Source organism: Citrobacter sp. RHBSTW-00524 (genome assembly GCF_013747755.1).
GTDB classification, from domain to species: domain Bacteria; phylum Pseudomonadota; class Gammaproteobacteria; order Enterobacterales; family Enterobacteriaceae; genus Citrobacter; species Citrobacter braakii.
In genome coordinates, this window is sequence record NZ_CP056421.1 from 4,102,274 (window position 1) to 4,123,871 (window position 21,598).

A 21,598-nucleotide genomic window follows, 5' to 3' on the forward strand; every position below is an offset into this window, starting at 1 on the left:
ACGGGACGACAACTCGAAAATCAATACGCATTCAGAGGGTACTATGGATTTTGAACAGATTTCCCGCTCGCTACTTCCGCTTCTGGGAGGCAAGGAAAATATCGCCAGCGCCGCGCACTGTGCCACACGCCTGCGCCTGGTGCTGGTCGATGACTCACTGGCCGATCAGCAGGCCATCGGCAAAATTGATGGGGTGAAGGGCTGTTTCCGTAACGCCGGACAGATGCAGATTATCTTCGGCACCGGGGTGGTGAACAAAGTCTACGCCGCCTTTATCCAGGCGGCAGGGATTGGCGAATCCAGCAAATCGGAAGCTGCCGACATTGCGGCGAAAAAACTGAATCCTTTCCAGCGCATTGCCCGCCTGTTGTCGAACATCTTTGTGCCGATCATCCCGGCTATCGTCGCCTCCGGCCTGTTGATGGGCCTTCTGGGGATGGTTAAAACGTACGGCTGGGTCGACCCGGGTAACGCCATCTACATCATGCTGGATATGTGCAGCTCAGCGGCGTTTATTATTCTGCCGATCCTGATTGGCTTCACCGCCGCCCGCGAGTTCGGTGGTAATCCTTATCTTGGCGCGACGCTTGGCGGCATCCTGACTCACCCGGCGCTCACCAACGCCTGGGGTGTGGCCGCCGGTTTCCACACCATGAACTTCTTCGGCCTTGAGATTGCCATGATCGGCTATCAGGGCACGGTGTTCCCGGTGCTGCTGGCGGTGTGGTTTATGAGCATCGTTGAGAAACAGCTGCGTCGCGTGATCCCCGATGCACTGGATCTGATCCTGACGCCGTTCCTGACGGTGATCATTTCCGGTTTTATCGCCCTGCTGATTATCGGCCCGGCTGGTCGCGCGCTTGGCGACGGTATTTCGTTTGTCCTTAGCACCCTGATTACCCACGCCGGTTGGCTGGCCGGACTGCTGTTTGGCGGTCTCTATTCGGTTATCGTCATTACCGGTATTCACCACAGCTTCCACGCCATCGAAGCGGGACTGCTGGGCAACCCATCCATCGGCGTCAACTTCCTGCTGCCGATTTGGGCGATGGCCAACGTCGCTCAGGGCGGTGCTTGTCTGGCGGTGTGGTTCAAAACGAAAGATGCCAAAATCAAAGCCATTACCCTGCCCTCGGCGTTTTCTGCCATGCTCGGCATCACCGAAGCGGCGATTTTTGGTATTAACTTACGCTTTGTAAAACCGTTTATCGCAGCCCTGATTGGCGGCGCGGTGGGCGGCGCGTGGGTGGTATCCATGCATGTTTACATGACCGCGGTGGGCCTGACGGCTATCCCTGGCATGGCTATCGTGCAGGCCAGCTCGCTGCTGAACTACATTATCGGGATGGTTATCGCCTTTGGCGTCGCCTTTGTCGTCTCCCTGGTACTGAAATACAAAACGGACGCTGAATAATGTCACATCCATCACGCCTGCCTGCGATTTTGCAGGCTGTTATGCAGGGCCAGCCGCGCGCGCTGGCCGACAGCCACTATCCCCGCTGGCACCATGCGCCGGTGACCGGGCTGATGAACGATCCCAACGGCTTTATTGAATTTGCCGGACGTTATCACCTGTTTTATCAGTGGAACCCGCTCGCCTGCGATCATAAGTTCAAGTGCTGGGGGCACTGGAGCTCTGCCGACCTGCTGCACTGGCAACATGAGCCGATCGCGCTCATGCCGGATGAAGAGTATGACCGCAACGGCTGCTACTCCGGAAGCGCCGTGGATAGTCAGGGCACGCTCACCCTGTGCTATACCGGCAACGTAAAATTTGACGACGGCAGCCGAACCGCGTGGCAGTGCCTGGCGACGGAAAATGCCGACGGCACGTTTACCAAACTCGGCCCGGTATTACCGCTGCCGGAGGGCTATACCGGCCACGTGCGTGACCCGAAAGTCTGGCAGCACGAAGGTCGCTGGTACATGGTGCTGGGCGCACAGGATTTGCAAAAGCGTGGCAAGGTGTTGTTATTCAGCTCAGCGGACCTTCATGAGTGGACGAGTCAGGGCGAAATCGCCGGTTATGGCATCAATGGCCTGGACGACGCGGGCTATATGTGGGAATGCCCGGACCTGTTTGCCCTCGGCGACCAGCATGTCCTGATTTGCTGCCCGCAGGGCGTGCCTCGTGAGAAAGAGCGCTATCTCAACACCTACCCGGCAGTGTGGATGAGCGGCGATTTCGACTACCACCGCGCGGCCTTCGAGCATGGCGAACTGCACGAATTGGACGCAGGGTTTGAGTTCTACGCCCCGCAAACCATGCTTACCAGTGATGGCCGCCGTCTGCTGGTCGGCTGGATGGGCGTGCCGGAGGGCGAAGAGATGCTTCAACCGACCCTCACCAACGGCTGGATCCATCAGATGACCTGCCTGCGTGAGCTGGAGTTTATCGATGGTCAGCTATACCAACGTCCTCTACGAGAGCTGAGCGCCCTGCGCGGCGAAGCGCACGGCTGGGCAGGGAACTCCCTGCCGCTGGCACCGATGGAAATCGTTCTACAAACCACTGGGGACGATATTTTGAGCCTCGATTTTGACGGCGCATTAATCCTTGAACGCGATGCCAGCGGGATCCGCCTGGCCCGACCCAGTCTGGCCAGCGACGAGAAGCATTATCGTTACTGGCGCGGAGACGTCCGCTCGCTGCATATTTTCATCGACCAGTCTAGCGTGGAGATTTTCATCAACGGCGGCGAAGGAGTGATGAGCTGCCGCTACTTCCCGGCCTGTTCAGGGCAGCTAATGTTCTCTGGCATCACACCGGACGCATTCTGCTACTGGCCGCTGCGAACTTGCATGGTAGAATAAGCGTTTTGCCTCAAGCTCATGGCGTCGTAATGAAAACTAAACGCGTAACCATTAAAGATATCGCCGAACAGGCTGGCGTCTCAAAAGCGACCGCCAGCCTAGTACTGAACGGTCGTGGTAAGGAGCTGCGTGTGGCGCAGGAAACGCGTGAGCGAGTACTGGCGATTGCCCGTGAGCAGCACTATCAGCCAAGCATTCACGCCCGCTCGCTGCGCGACAACCGCAGCCACACCATCGGACTGGTGGTGCCGGAGATCACCAACCACGGCTTTGCGGTCTTTTCACATGAGCTGGAAATGCTGTGCCGCGAAGCAGGCGTCCAGCTATTGATCTCTTGTACTGATGAAAACCCCGGTCAGGAGAGCGTGGTGGTCAATAACATGATTTCCCGCCAGGTTGACGGTCTGATCGTCGCTTCATGTATGCACAACGATGCCGACTATCTTAAGCTCAGCCAACAACTGCCAGTAGTGCTGTTTGACCGTTGTCCTAATGAAAGCCTGCTGCCGCTGGTGATGACTGATTCGATTACCCCAACGGCGGAACTGATTTCCCGCATTGCACCTAAGCATAGCGATGAGTTCTGGTTTTTAGGCGGTCAGTCGCGTCTGTCGCCTTCACGCGATCGTCTGACCGGCTTCACGCAGGGTTTGGCTCAGGCGGGTATTGCACTGCGCCCGGAATGGGTGATTAACGGTAACTACCACCCGAGCTCAGGCTATGAGATGTTCGCCGCACTCTGCGCGCGACTTGGGCGGCCGCCTAAGGCGCTGTTCACTGCCGCCTGTGGACTGCTCGAAGGGGTACTGCGCTATATGAGCCAGCACCATTTACTCGACTCAGATATCCATCTGACGAGCTTTGACGATCACTATCTTTATGATTCGCTGTCGCTGCGTATCGATACCGTACAGCAGGATAACCGCCAGTTGGCCTGGCACTGCTATGATCTGATAAGCCAATTGATCGAGGGCGATACGCCCGAAACGCTACAACGCTACCTGCCCGCAACGCTGCAGTTTAGGCATCAGTAATAACTGAGCATTTTTGAATACCCTACAGAGGTGAAATCTGGTGCGAATCCAACAATCAAAAATCAATATTTGTAGTGATGTGATGCGGAAAGGTCTTCACTGCATCAGTAATCACACCAATCGGGTTAAACGGCAAACTGAGTGGTGGTAAAGACTGACACCGGCATTATTACTGTCACTGTGGAACATCACTCCGGCGGGTTTACCGCAAGCTTCCCACGCAATTTCCAGCGCTTTGATGTCAGCTTGCTGTCCGGTGAGAATGACATTGCCCAACCCTCAGGTTTCCTTGCGAACAGATCGAGAACAACAGCAAGGTAAGCCCAACGCTTGCCTGTCCAGAGTAGAGTAAGAGGCAGGGCGTAGTCGGACTATTTCCCTGCCTCTCCTCCCCGAACCGGACGTGCACCTTTCAGCGCATCCGGCTCTCCATTTAAATGCTGGCGAACGCCATTGCCACTTCTGTAAAGCGCGATGTATACGTGTTTCTGGTCTCCGTCCTCAGATAGGGATTACCTTCGGGTAGCCGCCAGCGGAACAGCTTCTTGCCTTGCCCCACCAACCGGTACAGTATTTCGCCGCTGAGCTTGCCGTGATTGGTTTTACCAAATAAAACCCACGTTTTGCTCTGACCCGGTTTCGGTGATTTACACCACCACCTCATCAGGGAAGCGATACCTGTACGGTATTTGCGGGCCAGCCAGTGAGCCAGCTTCCAGAACACGACACGGTCGATATAACTGAAGACTTTGGCCTTAAAATCAACGAACTGATAGAACATGGCCCAGCCTTTCAGTTTTCGGTTGAGTTGTTCAGCCATATCGACTTTGCTTTCACTGTAGTTGCCTGATAACAGTGCTGTCAGCGATGCGGCGAAGTTTCTGGCTTTCTCCTGCGGGATCGTTGAGACCACTCGCATCTCGCCATAACGACTGCGTTTGCGAATGATCCTGTGCCCCAGAAAGATAAAGCCGTCATTAACATGGGTGATTTTAGTCTTATCCATGTTCAGCCTGAGTTTCAGACTGCCTTCGAGCACACCCCGACACTCCTCCCTGATGGCTTCCGCCTGTGCTTTGGTGCCTTTGACGATGAGGACAAAATCATCGGCATAGCGGCAGTACGCCACCGCGGGTTTCCACTGCCAGTTTTCTCTGACCGCCGTACTTCGGCCCCGTTGGATACTGTTATTCCAGTACCACCGATCTTTTCTGGCTTTCCCGCTCAGGTAGCGCTCATGCAGGTATTGATCGAACTCATTCAGCATGATGTTCGATAATAGCGGCGATATAACACCGCCCTGTGGCACACCTTCACTGGCCGCCCGAAAGAGACCGACATCGATATGTCCCGCCTTGATGGTTTTCCACAGCAGAGTCATGAAACGTGCGTCACTGATCCTGCGGCGTACAGCCTTCATCAGCAGTCGATGATGTACGGTGTCGAAGTAACTGGACAGGTCGCCTTCAATCACCCAGCGTCCCCGGGTTTCACCGCAGTCTGTGAGCTGTAATTTCACCGTGCGGATCGCGTGGTGGACACTGCGCTCAGGCCGGAAGCCATATGAGAGCGTATGAAAATCACTCTCCCATATCGGCTCCATCGCCATCAGCATGGCCCGCTGAACAATACGATCCCGCAACGCGGGGATACCCAGTGGTCGCAGTTTGCCGTTGCTTTTAGGGATGTAAACCCGTCTGGCGGGCAAGGGCTGGTAGTGGCCTGAGAGTAATTCATCCCTGAGGATTTGCAGCTCAACAGCCAGTCTGGCCTGTAGCATTGTTTTGTTCACGCCATCAACGCCGGGGGTATGCGCCCCCTTTGATGAAAGCGTGATCCGCGCCGCTTCAGCCAGCCATTCTGGTTGTGTTATCAGACGCAGCAGCCGTTGAATCCGTAGGGACGGATCGGTGGCTGCCCATGTGGCAAGCTTGCGTTGCATTTCGCTGATTATCAAAGGTCTTCACCTCGTTAGGTCAGTTAATTCACGTCGCAAACACATTCAAACTGCTTCCCTTCGCCATGTAATGGGCTTTCCCCATCGCGGACTACTACGGAAGCTCCGCCAGCCAGCGCGTCATCGGAGCCATGCCCCCTTAACATCCGTCGCTGACCTTCCCCGGTTTACCTGCCTGGACTCAGGCATACTGAGGAGGCTGCCCGTCGCACTCTTTATCCTTGCTTGCCGCAAGTTGGCAGAAGTCAGCAACGCAAGCGTGATAGACGCTGCTGCCCCGGTGTTTCGCATACATGTCAAAACACCTTCGACCGGCAGTGCTTACGTATCACTGCCAGTTCCTCCTGCACGGCCTGTCAGATCACGTAGGCCGTGGTGACGTTTTCAACCCACAGAGGCGGATTAACGGGTTCATGTTCTTCAGCCTTTCAGTACTTAACCTTGAGGATCATCTCGGCTTAGTGATCTCGCCTCAATCCCCGTTGTCAGCGGGTTACATCACCCTGCGGGCATGCCGCAGGTCACTGCCGCTCAGGTTCTCCACCGTCACACCCGGTGGGATTGTTGGGTTTCTCATCGTGAGTTACCGGTTCAATATTCCAGACAGACTCGCGGTTCATTTAAGCATCCATGCCCGCCCTGAACTCCGGGCACACTATAGGTCACATCACCGCACCACACCTGATTTGGTTCCGTTACGGCGAACTGTCGCTCAAGATGATTCGGGATAGCAACGTGCTCATGACCGCCACGCTTATACCGGTGAGTCGGCTGCTGGCAACTGACCAGCCCCAGCTCTTTCATGAGTCTGCCAGCAAGCCAGCGCCCCATCTGGTAGCCTCTCTGGGTTGCCATTGTGGCGATGCTTCTTGCTCCGGCAGAGCCGTGGCTGATGCCATGCAGTTCAAGTACCTGACTGCGTAATACAGCCCGTCTGCCGTCTGGCTTTTCAGGACGGTTTTTCCAGTATTTGTAGCTGCTGCGATGAACCCCGAACACATGGCAGAGAGTGGCCACAGGATAACGCGCCCTGAGTTTCCCGATTATCGAGAACTGTTCAGGGAGTCTGACATCAAGAGCGCGGTTGTAGATTCAATCTGTCAATGCAACACCCCTTTCAATTATCTCTTTCGGTGTTTTGAACTTCAGTGTCTTTCTCGGTCTGTTGTTTAGCTGAGCAGCAACCAGATCTAGTTCATGTTGAGTATATTGGGCAAGACATGTCTTTTTAGGAAAGTACTGCCGAATTAGCCCATTTGTGTTCTCATTTGTTCCCCGCTGCCAAGGACTCTGAGGATCGCAGAAGTAAACTTTAACGCCGGTGCTGATAGTAAATTCTAGATGTCTGGCCAGTTCCATTCCTCTGTCCCATGTCAGTGATTTTCTGAGTTCTGACGGTAAACTCAGGAATTTGTCGGTAAGAGCCTGATTTACTGAGACAGAATCTTTGCCCCTGAGTCTAAGGATGATCGTATAACGTGATTTTCGGTCTACAAGTGTGGCTATATGAGAGTTTTTTGTACCTGAGACTAAATCGCCCTCCCAATGCCCCAGAGAGCGTCTGTTATCGATATTTCGGGAACGTTCGTGAATTGGTGTTCCGTTCACTATGTTAATCGTACCTCTTTCGCCTTTGCGGGTATGACGCCTGCCATGGCGAAGGCTATGCGACCGTCGCAGATGCTGTATATTCAGGTGGTGTAGCGCTTCACGGCTACGAAAGTACAGCGTTTTATAAATTGTCTCAGGTGATATTCGCAGCGTTTTTTGACGTGGTTTTGTTCGCCTTAACCATCCTGATATTTGCTCTGGAGACCATTTCATCTCCAGCTTTTCCAGAACAAGCTTTCGCAATGGTAAATTTTGATCCAGTAAGCACGGTTTTGGCCTTTTCGCCATTCTGTTGGCTCGGTTATTAGCATCAACAGCTTTGTAATAGCGTCTGCCCCGATTACGCTGAACTTCACGTGAGATCGTCGAAGGACTGCGATTCAGCGCAGTAGCTATCGCACGAATGCTCATTTTGGCTGACAAACCAGCTCGTATCTCCTCGCGCTCAGACAGTGTCAGGTGAGCTACAGCCCGCTTACGCTCATGGGGTTTTATGCCGCCAGTATCCCTTAACATAGTGAAGATCGTTCCGGGTTTTGAACCCAGGATATTCGCTATTTCACTGAAGCCTGTTCCGTTCTTCCATAGTTCAAAAACAGAGGCTTTTTCCTCTGCTGTAAATGTTCGTCTCATTCAAAAAACCTCCGCAACCCCATGTTTTCACATAACTGTTGCGTTGACCAATTGAATCTACAGTAGCCTTTTTTAATATTTCATTTTCCATTTCAATACGTTGTAGCTTTTTCCTGAGCTCACGGATTTCAATTTGTTCCGGGGTAATGGGGGAGGCTTTTGGTGTTTTGCCCTGCCGTTCATCACGTAATTGTTTCACCCATCGCGTCATTGTGGAAAGGCCGACATCCATAGCGCTGGCTGCATCTGCCACGGTGTAGTTCTGGTCAACGACCAGTTGAGCGGATTCGCGTTTAAACTCTGCGCTGAAATTTCTTTTTTTCATTATGACACCTGTGTTGTTCTGAGGTGAGCATATCACCTCTGTTCAGGTGGCCAAATTCAGTAAACCACTTCAGGTGTGCTTCGGGTTCTTCAATACAAAGCAGGGAGAAATTACGTTCATTCTTTTCACGTCGCCATGCAAACTCTGCTAGCTTGAGTGATATCAGAGCCACGTTCGCAGAACCTAGGCTCGCTTCAATAATGCCTCTCTTTCCATCATCAATGAACATAGAGATAGAACGCATCAATCTGAGCGGGTAAGCAGGCGCAAAACGGAGGCGGGCATCTAAATCGTGAGCAGTTCCAGCCAAGTCAAGAATGCCACCACGAAGAGAATCTTCGAGATCCTTAATTGATGGGAACTTCTCCATGGTTTCCGTTGCTGCCTGAAGCTCAGTTGCTACGCGATCCAAATCGGCTCGGCTCAGTGAAGAGAATGCATCTTCCAATAAGGGGCGTAGCGGAGAGTTTCGCCAGGAAGCAAGTTGTGCTTCCGCATCGCGTAACGCGTCCAGCATATCAATGGAGATCCGCCGCCTGACGCGTCCAGGAATGGCTCGCGATTCCTGACCTCCGCCAAAAACAATAAACTCACAGTCCTCACCCGAACGTGGAGCCCCATCGAGTTCTTCCTTTTTACGAAAAATGTAGCTCAACCTTGCTACGGTAGGATCCTCTGCGATGCGAAAATCGGTCAACAGAGCTGAGAGGGAAGGGTCACTGTCGAAATCGGCGAATTCAAGGTGCACCTCAATTTGAGGGTTTGATTCAAGGTCGCAGCCATCCCAGAAATCTGACAGCTTAAGCTGCCTGGCTGAATCAGGCAGAGTGGGATCAATAACCAGTCGAATTGCGAAAAGCAGATTACTTTTACCGACACGATTTTCCCCTAATAACACAACATTATCTGCCAGGGGAATATCAGCCGCCTCAAAATTTCTAAAGTTGCGGATTCCGAGTTTTGATAAATACATAAAACTCCCTCTAAATGCATTACATAGGCTTTGGAAAGACGTTCTTCTGGCAAAAAGCTCATAAAATTTAACAGCGAAGGTTCTGAGCGATTTTACTTTATTCTTTTCTTATCATCGGCCGTTAATTGCTAGAGTTCAACACTTGGATTTAGGACTTGCTGTTGCGGAGACAGCCACAACATCTATATGTGGCACAAAGCCGACCTTCAGCCCCCTCTAAATTAATGAACACATCTAATAAACCCTAGCTAATTACCCCACCTAATCGAATAAATCAGTTTGCGTTATGCTTTTCCAACACAACAGCTGAAGGATAACGTCATGCAAACTGTAAAACTGAACAATGGTATAGAAATGCCCCTGCTGGGGTTTGGTGTATTCCAGATGACGGATGCCGCTGAATGCGAAAGAGCGGTTATTGATGCGATCGATACGGGATACCGCCTGATCGATACCGCAGCGTCTTACCAGAATGAAACCCAGGTCGGGAACGCACTTAAACAGAGCGGTATCGCCCGCAACGAACTCTTTGTAACGACCAAACTTTGGCTGCAGGATACCAATTACGAAGGCGCTAAAGCCCAGTTCGAACGCTCCCTTAATCGGCTGCAACTTGATTACGTCGACCTGTACCTGATTCACCAGCCTTATGGCGATGTCCATGGGGCATGGAGTGCTATGGAAGAACTGCAGCAGGCAGGCAAAATTCGCGCCATTGGTGTCAGCAATTTTCATCCTGACCGACTGGCTGACCTTATCGCCTTCAACAAAATTGCCCCTGCGGTGAACCAGATTGAAGTTAACCCCTTCAACCAGCAGCTGCATGCGGTTCCATGGAATCAAAGCCGTGGTATTCAGCCGGAAGCCTGGGCACCGTTTGCTGAGGGTAAAAATGGCCTGTTCCAGCATCCCGTGTTAACGGCAATTGGCCAGAAGTACGGCAAAAGCGTGGGCCAAGTTGTACTGAGTTGGATCTTCCAGCGAGGCATCATTTCACTGGCGAAATCGGTGCGCAAAGAACGCATGGAAGAGAACATCAATATTCTCGATTTAGAACTCAGCGCTGAGGATATGCTGCAAATTGCCGCCCTCGACACCGCAACCAGCGCCTTCTTCTCTCACCGCGACCCGGCGATGGTGGAATGGCTGACGGGCCGCAAACTTGATGTTTAAGTCGCGATAAAAGAGGTATTCATTCAATGCAAAAACGTTATCTGGGTAAATCCCGACTCGAAGTCTCCGCGCTTGGGCTCGGTTGCATGGGATTAAGCCACGGCTATGGCCCGGCGACCGATACCCGACAGGCTATCGAGCTCATTCGCGCAGCGGTTGAACGTGGCGTCACCTTCTTCGATACCGCTGAAGTGTATGGCCCCTTCCTTAATGAAGAGGTTGTTGGCGAAGCCTTAAAACCATTTCGTGACAGCGTGGTCATCGCCACCAAGTTTGGTTTTACTTTTGGCGACGACAACAAGCAGCAGATTTTAAACAGCCGTCCGGAGCATATCCGTGAAGCTGTGGAAGGATCGTTACGCCGTCTTAAGACTGATGTCATTGATCTGCTGTATCAACATCGTGTCGACCCGGATGTCCCGATTGAAGATGTTGCCGGTACGGTAAAAGACCTGATCGCTGAAGGCAAAGTTAAACAGTAAGCGTGCAGTGAGAACCGTATTGACGAAGTGAAGCTGGTCAGGCAGGCAGAGTAACCCGCCACGGGAGCAGAGCACCCACCCGGTTCACAGGCCAGTCGGCGATGACATCAAGTACATAATGCAGATAGCGTTCCGGATCCACGCCGTTTAATTTGCACGTCCCGATAAGACTGTACAGTGACGCACCGCGCTCACCACCATGATCCGAGCCGAAGAACAGCCAGTTTTTTCTCCCCAGACTGACCCGTCGTAGGGCGTTTTCGGCAATGTTATTATCCACCTCCACCCAGCCATCTTCTGCATAGCGGATCAGCGCCGGCCACTGGTTCAGCGCATACCCGAACGCCTTCGCCAGTTCTGAGTGCCTTGAGAGGGTTTTCTGTTTCTCCCGCAGCCACCCCTCCAGTGACGCCAGCAGCGGCAGCACTTTTTGGTGCCGGACTGCCTGCCGTTCCTCTGCTCTTTTACCTCTGAGCTCCGACTCGATGGCATACAGCTCGCCGATCCGTTTCAGCGCCTCCTCCGTCAGGGCTGACGGGGTACGGACGTGAACATCGTGGATTTTTCGGCGGGCATGGGCCCAGCACGCGGCTTCCTTTATATGGCCGTCGCGGTAGAGCTCGTTGAACCCGGCGTAGGCATCAGCCTGCAGTACGCCACTGAAGCCTGCAAGATGGGTCTGAGGGTGGATACCTTTTCTGTCCGGGCTGTAAGCGAACCACACTGCGGGGGCCAGCGCTGATCCGGCGTTGCGGTCGTCTCGAACGTACGTCCATAAGCGCCCGGTCTTCGTCTTCTTATTGCCCGGCAACAGCACCGGGACAGGCGTATCGTCAGCATGGAGTTTGCCGTCGGTCAGGACATAGTGCTGAAGGGCTTCATCCAGCGGTGCCAGCAGACGACAACACGCATCCACCCAGCCCGACAGTACAGAACGACTCAACACTACACCCTGGCGGGCATAGATCTCCGACTGGCGATACAGCGGTGTGTGCTCTGCATACTTTGAGGTCAGCACTCGGGCCAGCAGCCCCGGTCCGGCGATCCCCCGTTCGATGGGGCGCGAAGGAGCCGGGGCCTGAACGATGCGATCGCACCGACGGCAGGCATGCTTTTCACGGACTGTCCGGATAACCCGGAAGGCGCTGCGCATCAGCTCCAGCTGTTCGGCGGCATCCTCACCCAGGTAACTCAGCGAACCACCGCACTCCGGGCAACACGGCTCAGTCGGCAGCAGCCGCTTCTCATCCCGTGGGAGTGACTCAGGGAACGGTTTGCGGGTGCGGGTCTGACGCAGCGGGCGCTGCACTGCCGGGTCATCCACCCGGCCGGTCAGCGTATCGCTTTCCTGCTGCAGCAGGTTCAGGTCAGCTTCCATTTGCGCGATACGGCGGGATACCTTTTCGGAACGACTGCCGAAGTTCATCCGGCGCAGCTTATCCAGTTGCGCCTGCAGATGGTCTATTTCGCGTTCCCGGTTGCTCAGCTTTTCCTGCAGGGCGTGGATCAACGCTTCCTGTTCGGCCAGGCGCTGTTTCAGCAGAAGGATGTCGTCAGAAGAGGTGTCGTTCATAAGCCTGTATTTTACCAGGCTTATTCTGCGACAACCAGGATAAAGAGCGCTACAACATGGTCAGGGATGTCAGTAACCGCTTTGGCTGTCGCCAGTCGATACCTTCCATCAGCATCGCCAGTTGCGCCGGCGTCAGGAACACTTTGCCATCGCGGGCTGAGGGCCAGGCGAAGCGACCACGTTCCAGTCGCTTTGTCAGCAGGCACAGACCATCGCCGGTGGACCAGAGCAGTTTTACCTGACTGCCGCTGCGTCCCCGGAAGATGAAGACGTGGCCGGACATCGGGTCATCTTTCAGCGCGGTCTGCACCTTTGCGGCGAGGCCATTGAAGCCGTTGCGCATATCGGTGATACCGGCAACCAGCCAGATTTTTGTGCCTGCGGGAAGATTTATCATACCGGCCCCCGCATCAGTTCGCGCAGGACAGTGCTCATGAGTTCAGCAGAGGGATGAGTCAGTGTTATTTCTCCTCCCCGACATTTTATGTGGCAGGTAGCGGGAGGAGAGCAGGATGGTAGTTCGAAGGTTGGGAGAGAAGAGCCCGCCTGAAGCTGCACGGGTATCAGGGCAGGAAGCGACGATGAGTTTTTTCGGGGCCGACAGACCCGCCCTTCACGCTGCCAGAGCCTTATCCATTTAAAGAGCAGGTTATCATTGACGTCATGTTTCCGGGCCAGTGCGGCAATACTGCCTTCTTCTTCAAGAGCCAGCCTGACCAGTTCCATTTTGAATTCAGGGGAATAGTGTTTCCGGGGAAGTCTTTCTTTAGCGCGCATGAGGTGTCCACCTGCAAAATAAGTGGGTGCTTAAGTTACAGGATCCTGGATTCGGGACCAGACGGTACTCAGACGACGCTTACGATCTCCTTGTGCCTATCAAAGTAGTTGAGGCTACAGGGCGTCTTGAAGTGGCTTCGCGTCTTCAGCAGCGTACCAATGCAATTATGCGTTATGCAGTGCAAAGCGGTTTGATCGATTACAATCCTGCTCAGGAGATGGCTGGGGCAGTTGCTTCCAGTAATCGTGTCCATCGACCAGCACTTGAACTGAAACGCTTACCTGAACTACTCCACCGAATTGATAACTACACCGGACGGCCTTTAACCCGTCTGGCTGTTGAGTTAACGTTATTAATCTTTATTCGTTCCAGTGAGTTGCGCTTTGCCCGTTGGTCCGAGATCGATTTTGAAAGGGCAATGTGGACAATCCCGGCGGAACGAGAAGCTATAGAAGGTGTTAAGCATTCGCAACGTGGTTCTAAAATGCGAACACCTCACTTAGTGCCTCTGTCTCGTCAGGCATTGGCAATCCTTAAACAGGTTCACAAGCTTAGTGGCGAGCGCGATTTTGTTTTCATTGGCGATCATAATCCGCGTAAACCGATGAGTGAAAACACTGTGAACAAGGCGCTGCGTGTTATGGGTTATGACACAAAGGTCGATGTTTGTGGTCATGGTTTCAGGACTATGGCATGTAGCTCGTTGATTGAATCGGGGTTGTGGTCGAGGGATGCGGTAGAGCGACAGATGAGTCATATGGAACGTAACTCTGTTCGAGCGGCATACATTCATAAGGCTGAACATTTGGATGAGAGACGATTGATGCTGCAGTGGTGGGCGGATTTTCTGGATGCAAATCGCGAGAAAGGGATTAGCCCGTTTGACTATGCGAAAGCGTAGCCAAATTGGAAGACTTATCGCAAAGAAGCACACTCTTGTTGGAATTTAAAATACACTGTATATAATCACAGTTATTTTGTTTCTTAATCAATGCTTGGATACCAAGGAAGTGGCCTTAGTTAGAAAAAAAGGTGGCCATCGCGACTGGTTTCCGTTAGGATCTTCGGATCAAAAAGTGATGAAAAAGTCGATATGAAAAAGAAACCACTGAAGCAGTACAAGGTATCCTCGTTTTTCGCAGGGATTGGTGGATTCGATCTTGGTCTTGAGAAAGCGGGGATGGAAGTTGTTTTCCAATGCGAAATCAATAAGTTTTGCCAGAAAGTACTTAGAAAGAATTGGCCAAATGTACCATTACATACTGATATTACACAACTGAATGCTGATGAGATCCCTGAAAGCAGTGTTTGGTGTGGTGGTTTTCCTTGCCAGGATGTGTCGTCAGCTAACCAAGGAAAACGGAAAGGTTTAGAGGGAGCCCGAAGCGGCTTATTTTATACATATGCAAAACTCATCGAAGAAAGAAAACCTGAATGGCTTGTTATTGAAAATGTTCCCGGACTGCTCAACAGCCACAATGGACAAGACTTCAAAGTTGTCATCGATACGTTGGTCGAACTCGGGTATGGCGTTTCGTGGAGAGTATTGGATGCAAAATACTTTGGAACACCCCAGCGTAGAAGAAGAGTGTACATTGTCGCAAGTCTTGGAGACATGCGCTCCGCTCGAGTCCTTTTTGAACCCGGAGCAACTAGAATCGTTGATAAACAGGGCCAAGGAGAGAGGGCAAATGCTTCCGGAGCCTCTGATACAGGCCTATCAAAAGCAGATATCTATTCTATCCAGCATGCAAGTATCGGACGAAAAGCAACCGCAGGACCTCAAGCAAAAGGATACCGGAACGACGGAGAAACCTACACTCTTGACTCAAGAGGAAGTTCAGATGCTGTATGTGCGCCGGATGCTGCCTTCCGAGTACGAGCGTCTGCAGGGATTTCCAGAGAACTGGACTCTAATCGATTCAGAGCAGTAGGGAACGCTGTCGCGGTCCCTATTGTTGAATGGATAGGAAAAAGAATTGTCCTTGTAGATCAGCAGATGCTTAACGAGGCATTATCGTAACAGTACTATTATCTAAACGTAAAAATGATCCTTCGAATAGTTCAGGGCGCGGTGCGCCCTGATCTGTTAGAAATCTTACAAATGTTGAATAGTTAGTAAATAATGTCTTTGAATCATCAATGATCAACGGAATCGGGCCAGGTCGTGGTTCATCCGATGTATCTTCCTTGAAAGCTAAAATGCATAATGTCCAGTTATGGGCTTTTAGATCCCTGAGATTGGCATTCCTAAAACGTCTATGTAAATAGTCATAGAGTAAGCTACCTACAGCAAAAACGATTTTCCCACCAGTTTGATCAACAACATTCCCTTTCACAAGAAATTGTTCTTGTTGTCGTCTCCATGCGTTGGTTTCGATAGTATTTGCTGCCACTGGCCTTCTTAGAATTTCATTTGTTGGGATTTCGAGATCAGCCCAAGTGGCAATATGGCGAGTAATGGCACCTGTGCTGCTCGTTTCTCCGCCACCTTGCATTTCGAGGAGGACTTCATCAACTCTTCCTCTACCGGAAAAGTTTCTCATTACGTAGTCTGCGTGGTAGCTATTATCTGAATCTGGTAAAGGAATATTGACTTCTCTTTTTACGCCAATCTCTGAGTCTTGCAGTTCAGGATCCTGATAGATCAGTTTTGCTACTTTCCTTAGAATGTCTCTTTGATGTTCAACCAAGACATTGTCGACAAGTTGTGTACGCTCACCTGAGATGATCGTCTTTTTTTGGCGGGTAGAACAAAGTCTATGTTCACAGACGATCCAAATAGTGCTGTCTGGTTTGCGGACGGAGCAGACTGGATGATTATTTTTACTTACTTTGTCACAGGTACGGTCCATAAAAGGGCATTGCGCCAGCGTGCCCTTTGAAACGGGAACAATCTGTTGTTCCACGTCTGTTCTTTGGCCTAAATATTCCGCGATACTCACTGCCATTGCTCATTCCTCATTCAGGAGCGGTTTGCTATATGATCTCAGCGGGTAGCAATTTATGTCAATGAATTCATGGTGTTTTTGTATCATGGGTGTCAGTTTTCATTGGAATTGAATGAGGTTTTGATTCGACGCCGCTCATCTCATGACAGTACTCAACATTTTCAATGTGATAGTGAACACATATGCTACGTAAGGCGTGTTAGGGGGATGGATTCCGTCACAGGATGAGTATCATTTTGCATGAGCAGGGATTTAAATCGGTTTGCATCGAGCTACAACTGGATCACGTCGATAAGAACTCAATTCGTGGAACGTATGACAATGCTCAATATCTGGAGGCGAGGCGGGAGATGATGCAGTGGTATGGTGATTTTACTAGTAATTTAGGCAAGGAAGGAATTATTACAAGCTGATAGGTTGAAAGGCAGTCTCGAAAAGCAATAGCATCCGTCTAGGTGTCTGGACGGATGTAATTCAATATATGCTGCTAACTGCAATAGTTGGAAACCAGAGAAGTAGTGACTATTGCTACAAATTTTTTGCCTAAGTCAAAACTTGGTCTGACTATACACTGATGCTATTTTCGACAAAAGTAAATAAGGGAGGTAAGTATGTTTGAGGCGATCCAGCCACTGGATATATACAATAAGAACATCAACATACTGATTGGCTCAGGCGCTTCAGCAGACTTGTTCCCGACGCTGTCCCTAGCCATCAAGAATGCAGATGGACGACGAGAAACGATCGAGACGCTCGCCACACAGTTTGAAAACTCGCCAGAGAAGCGAACCGCTTTATTCATGCACTACTACAACACATGTATTTTTCCAGTACAGACGTTCGATCCAAGTTCCGTTACATCGGATAAAGGAAAAGAAAACCTCAAGAATTATGAGGTTTTTTTAACAACCCTTTTGGGGTTGTTGGATAGAAGGAAAGATCTCAACCGCAAAATCAATATTTTTACCACCAACTATGATGGATGTCTGTGCCATACAGCTGATAGCCTTCTCATGAAGGGCTCACATGATTTTGTGGTGAATGATGGTACCTCAGGTTTTCATACCAAGCATCTTCATTCCAAAAACTTCAGTACGTTTCAATGTCAAACTGGAGTATTTGAACGAAGCAACTATGGCATCCCACAGCTAAACATTATCCACCTTCGCGGTTCGGTTTACTGGTCAAAAAGCGGTGATAAGATTGAAGTCAATTATCGCAATGATTTTATTAACCTTTTGACAGAAGAGACACTTGGAAATTTGAATGGATATTCAGAATTTCTTGGTGTCGATGGCAACAGGACCGAAGGTATTCCATCCTTAGAATTCAGACAAGATCAGATAGATATTTTCTGGGGGGAGTACAATAAGCTACCGATTGTTGGTAATGACTCCAACTTAATGATAGTGTTTTATGTTCAGATAATGCCCGATGACCTTGTCATGCAGCTCCACCGATTTTGAGAACGACAGTGACTTCCGTCCCAGCCTTGCCAGATGTTGTCTCAGATTCAGGTTATGTCGCTCAATGCGCTGAGTGTAACGCTTGCTGATAACGTGCAGCTTTCCCTTCAGGCGGGATTCATACAGCGGCCAGCCATCCGTCATCCATACCACGACCTCAAAGGCCGACAGCAGGCTCAGAAGACGCTCCAGTGTGGCCAGAGTGCGTTCACCGAATACGTGCGCCACAACCGTCTTCCGGAGCCTGTCATACGCGTAAAACAGCCAGCGCTGGCGCGATTTAGCCCCGACGTATCCCCACTGTTCGTCCATTTCCGCGCAGACGATGACGTCACTGCCCGGCTGTATGCGCGAGGTTACCGACTGCGGCCTGAGTTTTTTAAATGGCGGAAAATCGTGTTGAGGCCAACGCCCATAATGCGGGCGGTTGCCCGGCATCCAACGCCATTCATGGCCATATCAATGATTTTCTGGTGCGTACCGGGTTGAGAAGCGGTGTAAGTGAACTGCAGTTGCCATGTTTTACGGCAGTGAGAGCAGAGATAGCGCTGATGTCCGGCGGTGCTTTTGCCGTTACGCACCACCCCGTCAGTAGCTGAACAGGAGGGACAGCTGATAGAAACAGAAGCCACTGGAGCACCTCAAAAACACCATCATACACTAAATCAGTAAGTTGGCAGCATCACCCGATTGTTAACCCCACGAAGTGGAAGTTTTACGAAACTGTCTTCGAAGAACACTACTACCAGATGCTCAGGCTATTAAGCTATGAGCTTGAAAAACCAAATTCTATACTCATCACATTTGGCTTTTCATTTGCTGATGAACACATTCTCAGACTTATTCAACGCTCCCTCTCCAACCCACAACTTCATACTTTTATTTGCTGTTATAGCAACAATAGTGCAAACGATATGCGGGAAGAATTCAAATCTTGGAAAAACGTCCAAGTAATTGGACCAGCTGAAGGTATGAATATGGACTTCACCAATTTCAACAAATATGTTTTCTCACTCAAACCAGATAATTATGAACCTCCATTAAAAGCTGAAGAGGAGGATCTGATATGAGTATCATAGTAGGTGAGGTCATTGCAGTGAGTGGAGTACGTATCTCCCTTCGAATTTTTGAAGACTCCAATCATGAGACTATTTACTACGGAGGAGTTAAGTACAGAGGTATTTCACTTCGGGAACACGTAACTATTCAGCGAGGGTTTATAGACATTGTCTGCCTTGTTGAAGGTGAATTTTTGGATGAGAAAAGGCTAGAGGCTGATGCCGAGAAGATCCAATACGTACGAAAAGTGGATGTTCGCCCCATCGGTTATATAGTTGAGGATAAGTTTTTTGAAGGTGTGAAGTACATGCCGATGATCAGAGACAAGGCATCTCTACTCAGCGAACTCATGGTAGGGAAAATCTATGGGGCGGACGGAAAAACAGGCTTTTCTATTGGCTCTATGCTCAAAGAAAATGTACCAATCAACCTCCCATGGATGCGTTTATTCAACAGCCATCTGGGTATATTTGGTAACACCGGGAGTGGTAAATCTAATACGCTAGCTAAACTTTACACTACACTTTTTAATGAGCGGCTCCAAGCATTACAGCACAAGAGCCAGTTCGTTATCATAGATTTTAATGGTGAATACACGGAAGATCAGCTACTACCAGCCAAGAATAAACAAATCACAGTGCTGGATTCTAAAAAAGCAAAACATAAATTCAAGATTGAAGGCGCTCATTTTTGGGATGTCGAAACCCTGAGCCTCCTGTTTCAGGCAACTACAAACACACAACAGCCATTTCTGCGTCGGGTTCTATCTGGTAAGGAAAAATTTAAAACTACCCCACTCAAAAGATATGTGGAAAAGGTTTTTGAAAAAGTTTTTAGTACAGGCGAAGCGAAATCAGATGCTTTAGACCTGAGCCGTGAAATTGCACGCATGATTGATTGCGAATTGCTTCAAGACCATTTGAAGGGAATCATTTATTTTAATAAAGATAAATATTTTAAGCATGCCAGCGGTACGTACTATAATTCAAATGGCAATGGATTTGACGCTAACATCAAGCCTATTCTTGATGATAATGTTAATTTAGAAGGCATTGATCAATTCGACGAACTAATCTTGAGGTGCTACCTCCAACTCTGTTCAGATGTTGTATTTGGCTACGCCCAATACGAACACATTCAACCAGTGCTTGCCAGGGCCAAATCATCTATATCGGCTCTGCGTAATGTTCTTGAAATCGTTGATGTGCCACAACCACCACATCTCTTACATGTCATCTCTTTAAAGAAATGCAAGAATGAGATAAAAAAGATCTTACCACTGCTTGTTGCTAAGAATTTCTATACAAATCACAAAGATGCCGAGACTCTCAAGAGCCCTCCAAGCCGGACTCTTCACCTTATCATTGATGAGGCACACAATATTTTGTCAGAGCAGTCCACCCGTGAGCATGAAATCTGGAAAGACTACCGGCTTGAACTCTTTGAAGAAATAATCAAGGAGGGACGCAAATATGGCGTATACCTCACACTATCTAGTCAGCGGCCTGCCGATATTTCACCTACTATTGTTTCCCAGATTCACAACTTCTTCATACATCGATTAGTGAACGATCGCGACCTTATGCTGCTAGACAATACTATCAGCACGTTAGATTCCAGTTCTAAGACTCTCATACCGACTCTAGCCAAGGGCTGCTGCGTAGTCACTGGAACCGCTTTTGATCTTCCAATGATATTGAAAATTGACCCGCTGCTGAAACAGCATCGACCCAGCAGTGATGATGTGAACCTTGAAGAACTCTGGGCACTGCCTCCCGCTTAATACAGCGACTTTGCAATTGTTGTGTATTGTAACTCTAACAAAATGTGCCCTGAGAGTGTCTTCGGGGATTTCTGATATAGAAGGTTACTCTGGATTATCTCTCTTTCCATGAAAGATGTAGAGAGTAGCTTTTTGTTTACTTCATATATGAAAATTCAAATGTATTTTTGACATTGTACTGTTATAGAGAGAAACTGCGAGATAATAGCAGGAGGGCCTATGCCACAATTATCATCATTACAGCTCTTCAAAAACCTCTCCGATGAAACCCGTCTAGGGATCGTACTGCTGCTCAGAGAGATGGGAGAGCTGTGCGTGTGCGATCTCTGTACAGTGCTGGATCAGTCACAACCCAAGATCTCCCGCCACCTGGCAATGCTCCGGGAAAGTGGTCTATTACTGGATCGCAAACAGGGCAAGTGGGTTCACTACCGCTTGTCCCCACATATTCCTTCCTGGGCCGCTCAGGTGATTGAGCAGGCCTGGTTAAGCCAACAGGACGACGTACAGGCCATCGCCCGTAAGCTGGCATCGGCAAACTGTTCTGGTAGCGGTAAGGCTGTTTGCATTTAAAAAATTTGCCTGAACATATATGTTTTTTCAAATGTGAGGTTTTCAGAATGAAGACGTTAACGGTGTTTGACCCGGCAATGTGCTGCAGTACCGGCGTATGTGGCTCAGATGTCGATCAGGTTCTGGTTGATTTTTCTGCTGATGTGCAGTGGCTGAAAGGACGTGGCGTACAGGTTGAACGTTACAACCTGGTGCAGCAGCCCATGAGCTTTGTTCACAATGAGAAAGCGAAAGCATTCCTCGAAGCATCTGGAGCAGAAGGGCTTCCGCTACTGCTGTTGGACGGTGAAACGGTGATGGCTGGGCGATACCCAAAACGCGCTGAGCTGGCTCGCTGGTTCGGTATTCCGCTGGAGAAGGTAGGGTTAGCTCCCACCAGCTGCTGTGGTGGTAATACTTCCTGTTGCTGAATA

At 50.2% G+C, this 21,598-nt stretch carries 16 protein-coding genes and 7 pseudogenes; 13 read left to right on the forward strand and 10 right to left on the reverse strand.

Annotation, left to right across the window (positions count from 1 at the left end):
* Positions 1-43 precede the first annotated feature (43 nt).
* The 3 genes from HV229_RS19760 to HV229_RS19770 are packed head-to-tail and all read left to right on the forward strand — an operon-like array spanning position 44 to position 3,848.
* Positions 44-1,414 (forward strand): sucrose-specific PTS transporter subunit IIBC, encoded by a 1,371-nt coding sequence (locus HV229_RS19760; protein WP_000345204.1) that lies wholly within the window; start codon positions 44-46, stop codon positions 1,412-1,414.
* A complete protein-coding gene (locus tag HV229_RS19765; RefSeq protein WP_003029589.1) occupies positions 1,414-2,814 on the forward strand; it encodes a sucrose-6-phosphate hydrolase in 1,401 nt (466 codons plus the stop codon). Before HV229_RS19760 ends, HV229_RS19765 begins: the two co-directional genes overlap by 1 nt.
* 29 nt (positions 2,815-2,843) lie before the next feature.
* The gene (locus tag HV229_RS19770) at positions 2,844-3,848 is read left to right on the forward strand and encodes a LacI family DNA-binding transcriptional regulator (RefSeq protein ID WP_003029591.1); all 1,005 of its coding nucleotides are present in this window, start codon (positions 2,844-2,846) and stop codon (positions 3,846-3,848) included.
* A gap of 174 nt (positions 3,849-4,022) precedes the next feature.
* Here the strand turns inward: HV229_RS19770 and HV229_RS26385 are convergent.
* The 6 genes and pseudogenes from HV229_RS26385 to HV229_RS19800 all read right to left on the reverse strand — a co-directional run.
* Positions 4,023-4,201 (reverse strand): annotated as a pseudogene (locus HV229_RS26385) (DDE-type integrase/transposase/recombinase); the annotation flags it as partial.
* An 80-nt stretch (positions 4,202-4,281) separates the two neighbouring features.
* Entirely contained in the window at positions 4,282-5,790 is a 1,509-nt protein-coding gene (gene ltrA / locus HV229_RS19780; protein ID WP_001189111.1) for a group II intron reverse transcriptase/maturase, read from the reverse strand.
* A gap of 672 nt (positions 5,791-6,462) precedes the next feature.
* Positions 6,463-6,888 (reverse strand): annotated as a pseudogene (locus tag HV229_RS19785) (IS3 family transposase); the annotation flags it as partial.
* 9 nt (positions 6,889-6,897) lie between these two features.
* A complete protein-coding gene (locus tag HV229_RS19790) occupies positions 6,898-8,049 on the reverse strand; it encodes an IS30-like element IS30 family transposase (RefSeq protein ID WP_016245512.1) in 1,152 nt (383 codons plus the stop codon).
* Between the two features lie 67 nt (positions 8,050-8,116).
* Positions 8,117-8,374 (reverse strand): annotated as a pseudogene (locus tag HV229_RS19795) (transposase); the annotation flags it as partial.
* Positions 8,343-9,347 carry an AAA family ATPase gene (locus tag HV229_RS19800; protein WP_077760864.1) on the reverse strand — a complete coding sequence of 335 codons (1,005 nt, stop codon included), beginning with the start codon at positions 9,345-9,347 and terminating at the stop codon, positions 8,343-8,345. The gene HV229_RS19800 and the pseudogene HV229_RS19795, both read right to left, overlap by 32 nt.
* Positions 9,348-9,668: 321 nt before the next feature.
* On the opposite strand from HV229_RS19800, the gene HV229_RS19805 reads away from it, so the two are divergent.
* Together HV229_RS19805 and HV229_RS19810 are read left to right on the forward strand one after the other, a co-directional pair.
* Positions 9,669-10,520: an aldo/keto reductase gene (locus HV229_RS19805; RefSeq protein ID WP_016243458.1), complete on the forward strand. Its 852-nt coding sequence runs from the start codon at positions 9,669-9,671 to the stop codon at positions 10,518-10,520.
* A gap of 26 nt (positions 10,521-10,546) precedes the next feature.
* A pseudogene (locus HV229_RS19810) lies at positions 10,547-10,996 on the forward strand (aldo/keto reductase); the annotation flags it as partial.
* A gap of 43 nt (positions 10,997-11,039) precedes the next feature.
* Here the strand turns inward: HV229_RS19810 and HV229_RS19815 are convergent.
* Positions 11,040-12,575 carry an IS66 family transposase gene (locus HV229_RS19815; RefSeq protein ID WP_016239903.1) on the reverse strand — a complete coding sequence of 512 codons (1,536 nt, stop codon included), beginning with the start codon at positions 12,573-12,575 and terminating at the stop codon, positions 11,040-11,042.
* A gap of 49 nt (positions 12,576-12,624) precedes the next feature.
* Positions 12,625-12,972 carry an IS66 family insertion sequence element accessory protein TnpB gene (gene tnpB / locus HV229_RS19820; protein WP_000609174.1) on the reverse strand — a complete coding sequence of 116 codons (348 nt, stop codon included), beginning with the start codon at positions 12,970-12,972 and terminating at the stop codon, positions 12,625-12,627.
* A gap of 463 nt (positions 12,973-13,435) precedes the next feature.
* Here tnpB and HV229_RS19830 point away from each other — a divergent pair.
* Together HV229_RS19830 and dcm are read left to right on the forward strand one after the other, a co-directional pair.
* Positions 13,436-14,254, forward strand: a pseudogene (locus HV229_RS19830) (site-specific integrase); the annotation flags it as partial.
* A 192-nt stretch (positions 14,255-14,446) separates the two neighbouring features.
* On the forward strand, positions 14,447-15,376 hold the full coding sequence (gene dcm, locus HV229_RS19835; protein WP_032170444.1) for a DNA (cytosine-5-)-methyltransferase: 930 nt from the start codon (positions 14,447-14,449) through the stop codon (positions 15,374-15,376).
* On the opposite strand, the gene HV229_RS19840 is transcribed toward dcm, so the two are convergent.
* Positions 15,357-16,304: a hypothetical protein gene (locus HV229_RS19840; RefSeq protein WP_032170443.1), complete on the reverse strand. Its 948-nt coding sequence runs from the start codon at positions 16,302-16,304 to the stop codon at positions 15,357-15,359. The two genes, dcm and HV229_RS19840, sit on opposite strands and share 20 nt — an antisense overlap.
* 195 nt (positions 16,305-16,499) lie before the next feature.
* On the opposite strand from HV229_RS19840, the pseudogene HV229_RS26390 reads away from it, so the two are divergent.
* Together HV229_RS26390 and HV229_RS19845 are read left to right on the forward strand one after the other, a co-directional pair.
* Positions 16,500-16,717: pseudogene (locus tag HV229_RS26390) on the forward strand (integrase); the annotation flags it as partial.
* Positions 16,718-16,915: 198 nt separating this feature from the next.
* A complete protein-coding gene (locus HV229_RS19845) occupies positions 16,916-17,770 on the forward strand; it encodes a hypothetical protein (protein WP_249417772.1) in 855 nt (284 codons plus the stop codon).
* On the opposite strand, the gene HV229_RS19850 is transcribed toward HV229_RS19845, so the two are convergent.
* Positions 17,705-18,402, reverse strand: a protein-coding gene (locus HV229_RS19850; RefSeq protein ID WP_223335778.1) for an IS1 family transposase whose coding sequence is annotated in 2 segments (ribosomal slippage) — positions 17,705-18,153 and positions 18,153-18,402 — 699 coding nt in all. Because the reading frame shifts where the segments join, the coding sequence is not laid out codon by codon here. The genes HV229_RS19845 and HV229_RS19850 overlap by 66 nt on opposite strands.
* Before the next feature lie 57 nt (positions 18,403-18,459).
* Between HV229_RS19850 and HV229_RS19855 the strand changes: the two are divergent.
* From HV229_RS19855 to arsD, 4 genes and pseudogenes are all read left to right on the forward strand, one after another.
* Positions 18,460-18,840 (forward strand): annotated as a pseudogene (locus HV229_RS19855) (hypothetical protein); the annotation flags it as partial.
* The gene (locus HV229_RS19860) at positions 18,837-20,612 is read left to right on the forward strand and encodes an ATP-binding protein (RefSeq protein ID WP_032170439.1); all 1,776 of its coding nucleotides are present in this window, start codon (positions 18,837-18,839) and stop codon (positions 20,610-20,612) included. The pseudogene HV229_RS19855 and the gene HV229_RS19860, both read left to right, overlap by 4 nt.
* Positions 20,613-20,831: 219 nt before the next feature.
* On the forward strand, positions 20,832-21,185 hold the full coding sequence (gene arsR, locus HV229_RS19865) for an As(III)-sensing metalloregulatory transcriptional repressor ArsR (protein ID WP_032170438.1): 354 nt from the start codon (positions 20,832-20,834) through the stop codon (positions 21,183-21,185).
* 47 nt (positions 21,186-21,232) lie between these two features.
* Positions 21,233-21,595 (forward strand): arsenite efflux transporter metallochaperone ArsD, encoded by a 363-nt coding sequence (gene arsD / locus HV229_RS19870; protein ID WP_032170437.1) that lies wholly within the window; start codon positions 21,233-21,235, stop codon positions 21,593-21,595.
* Positions 21,596-21,598 lie beyond the last annotated feature (3 nt).

Bases quoted from the DNA above. Each gene is read 5' to 3' on its own strand.
- dcm (WP_032170444.1), top strand. From the start codon at position 14,447: ATGAAAAAGAAACCACTGAAGCAGTACAAGGTATCCTCGTTTTTCGCA.
- HV229_RS19770 (WP_003029591.1), top strand. From the start codon at position 2,844: ATGAAAACTAAACGCGTAACCATTAAAGATATCGCCGAACAGGCTGGC.
- HV229_RS19840 (WP_032170443.1), bottom strand. From the start codon at position 16,304: ATGGCAGTGAGTATCGCGGAATATTTAGGCCAAAGAACAGACGTGGAA.
- HV229_RS19800 (WP_077760864.1), bottom strand. From the start codon at position 9,347: ATGTATTTATCAAAACTCGGAATCCGCAACTTTAGAAATTTTGAGGCG.
- HV229_RS19805 (WP_016243458.1), top strand. From the start codon at position 9,669: ATGCAAACTGTAAAACTGAACAATGGTATAGAAATGCCCCTGCTGGGG.
- arsD (WP_032170437.1), top strand. From the start codon at position 21,233: ATGAAGACGTTAACGGTGTTTGACCCGGCAATGTGCTGCAGTACCGGC.
- HV229_RS19815 (WP_016239903.1), bottom strand. From the start codon at position 12,575: ATGAACGACACCTCTTCTGACGACATCCTTCTGCTGAAACAGCGCCTG.
- HV229_RS19765 (WP_003029589.1), top strand. From the start codon at position 1,414: ATGTCACATCCATCACGCCTGCCTGCGATTTTGCAGGCTGTTATGCAG.
- arsR (WP_032170438.1), top strand. From the start codon at position 20,832: ATGCCACAATTATCATCATTACAGCTCTTCAAAAACCTCTCCGATGAA.
- tnpB (WP_000609174.1), bottom strand. From the start codon at position 12,972: ATGATAAATCTTCCCGCAGGCACAAAAATCTGGCTGGTTGCCGGTATC.
- HV229_RS19790 (WP_016245512.1), bottom strand. From the start codon at position 8,049: ATGAGACGAACATTTACAGCAGAGGAAAAAGCCTCTGTTTTTGAACTA.
- HV229_RS19860 (WP_032170439.1), top strand. From the start codon at position 18,837: ATGAGTATCATAGTAGGTGAGGTCATTGCAGTGAGTGGAGTACGTATC.
- ltrA (WP_001189111.1), bottom strand. From the start codon at position 5,790: ATGCAACGCAAGCTTGCCACATGGGCAGCCACCGATCCGTCCCTACGG.
- HV229_RS19760 (WP_000345204.1), top strand. From the start codon at position 44: ATGGATTTTGAACAGATTTCCCGCTCGCTACTTCCGCTTCTGGGAGGC.
- HV229_RS19845 (WP_249417772.1), top strand. From the start codon at position 16,916: ATGTTTGAGGCGATCCAGCCACTGGATATATACAATAAGAACATCAAC.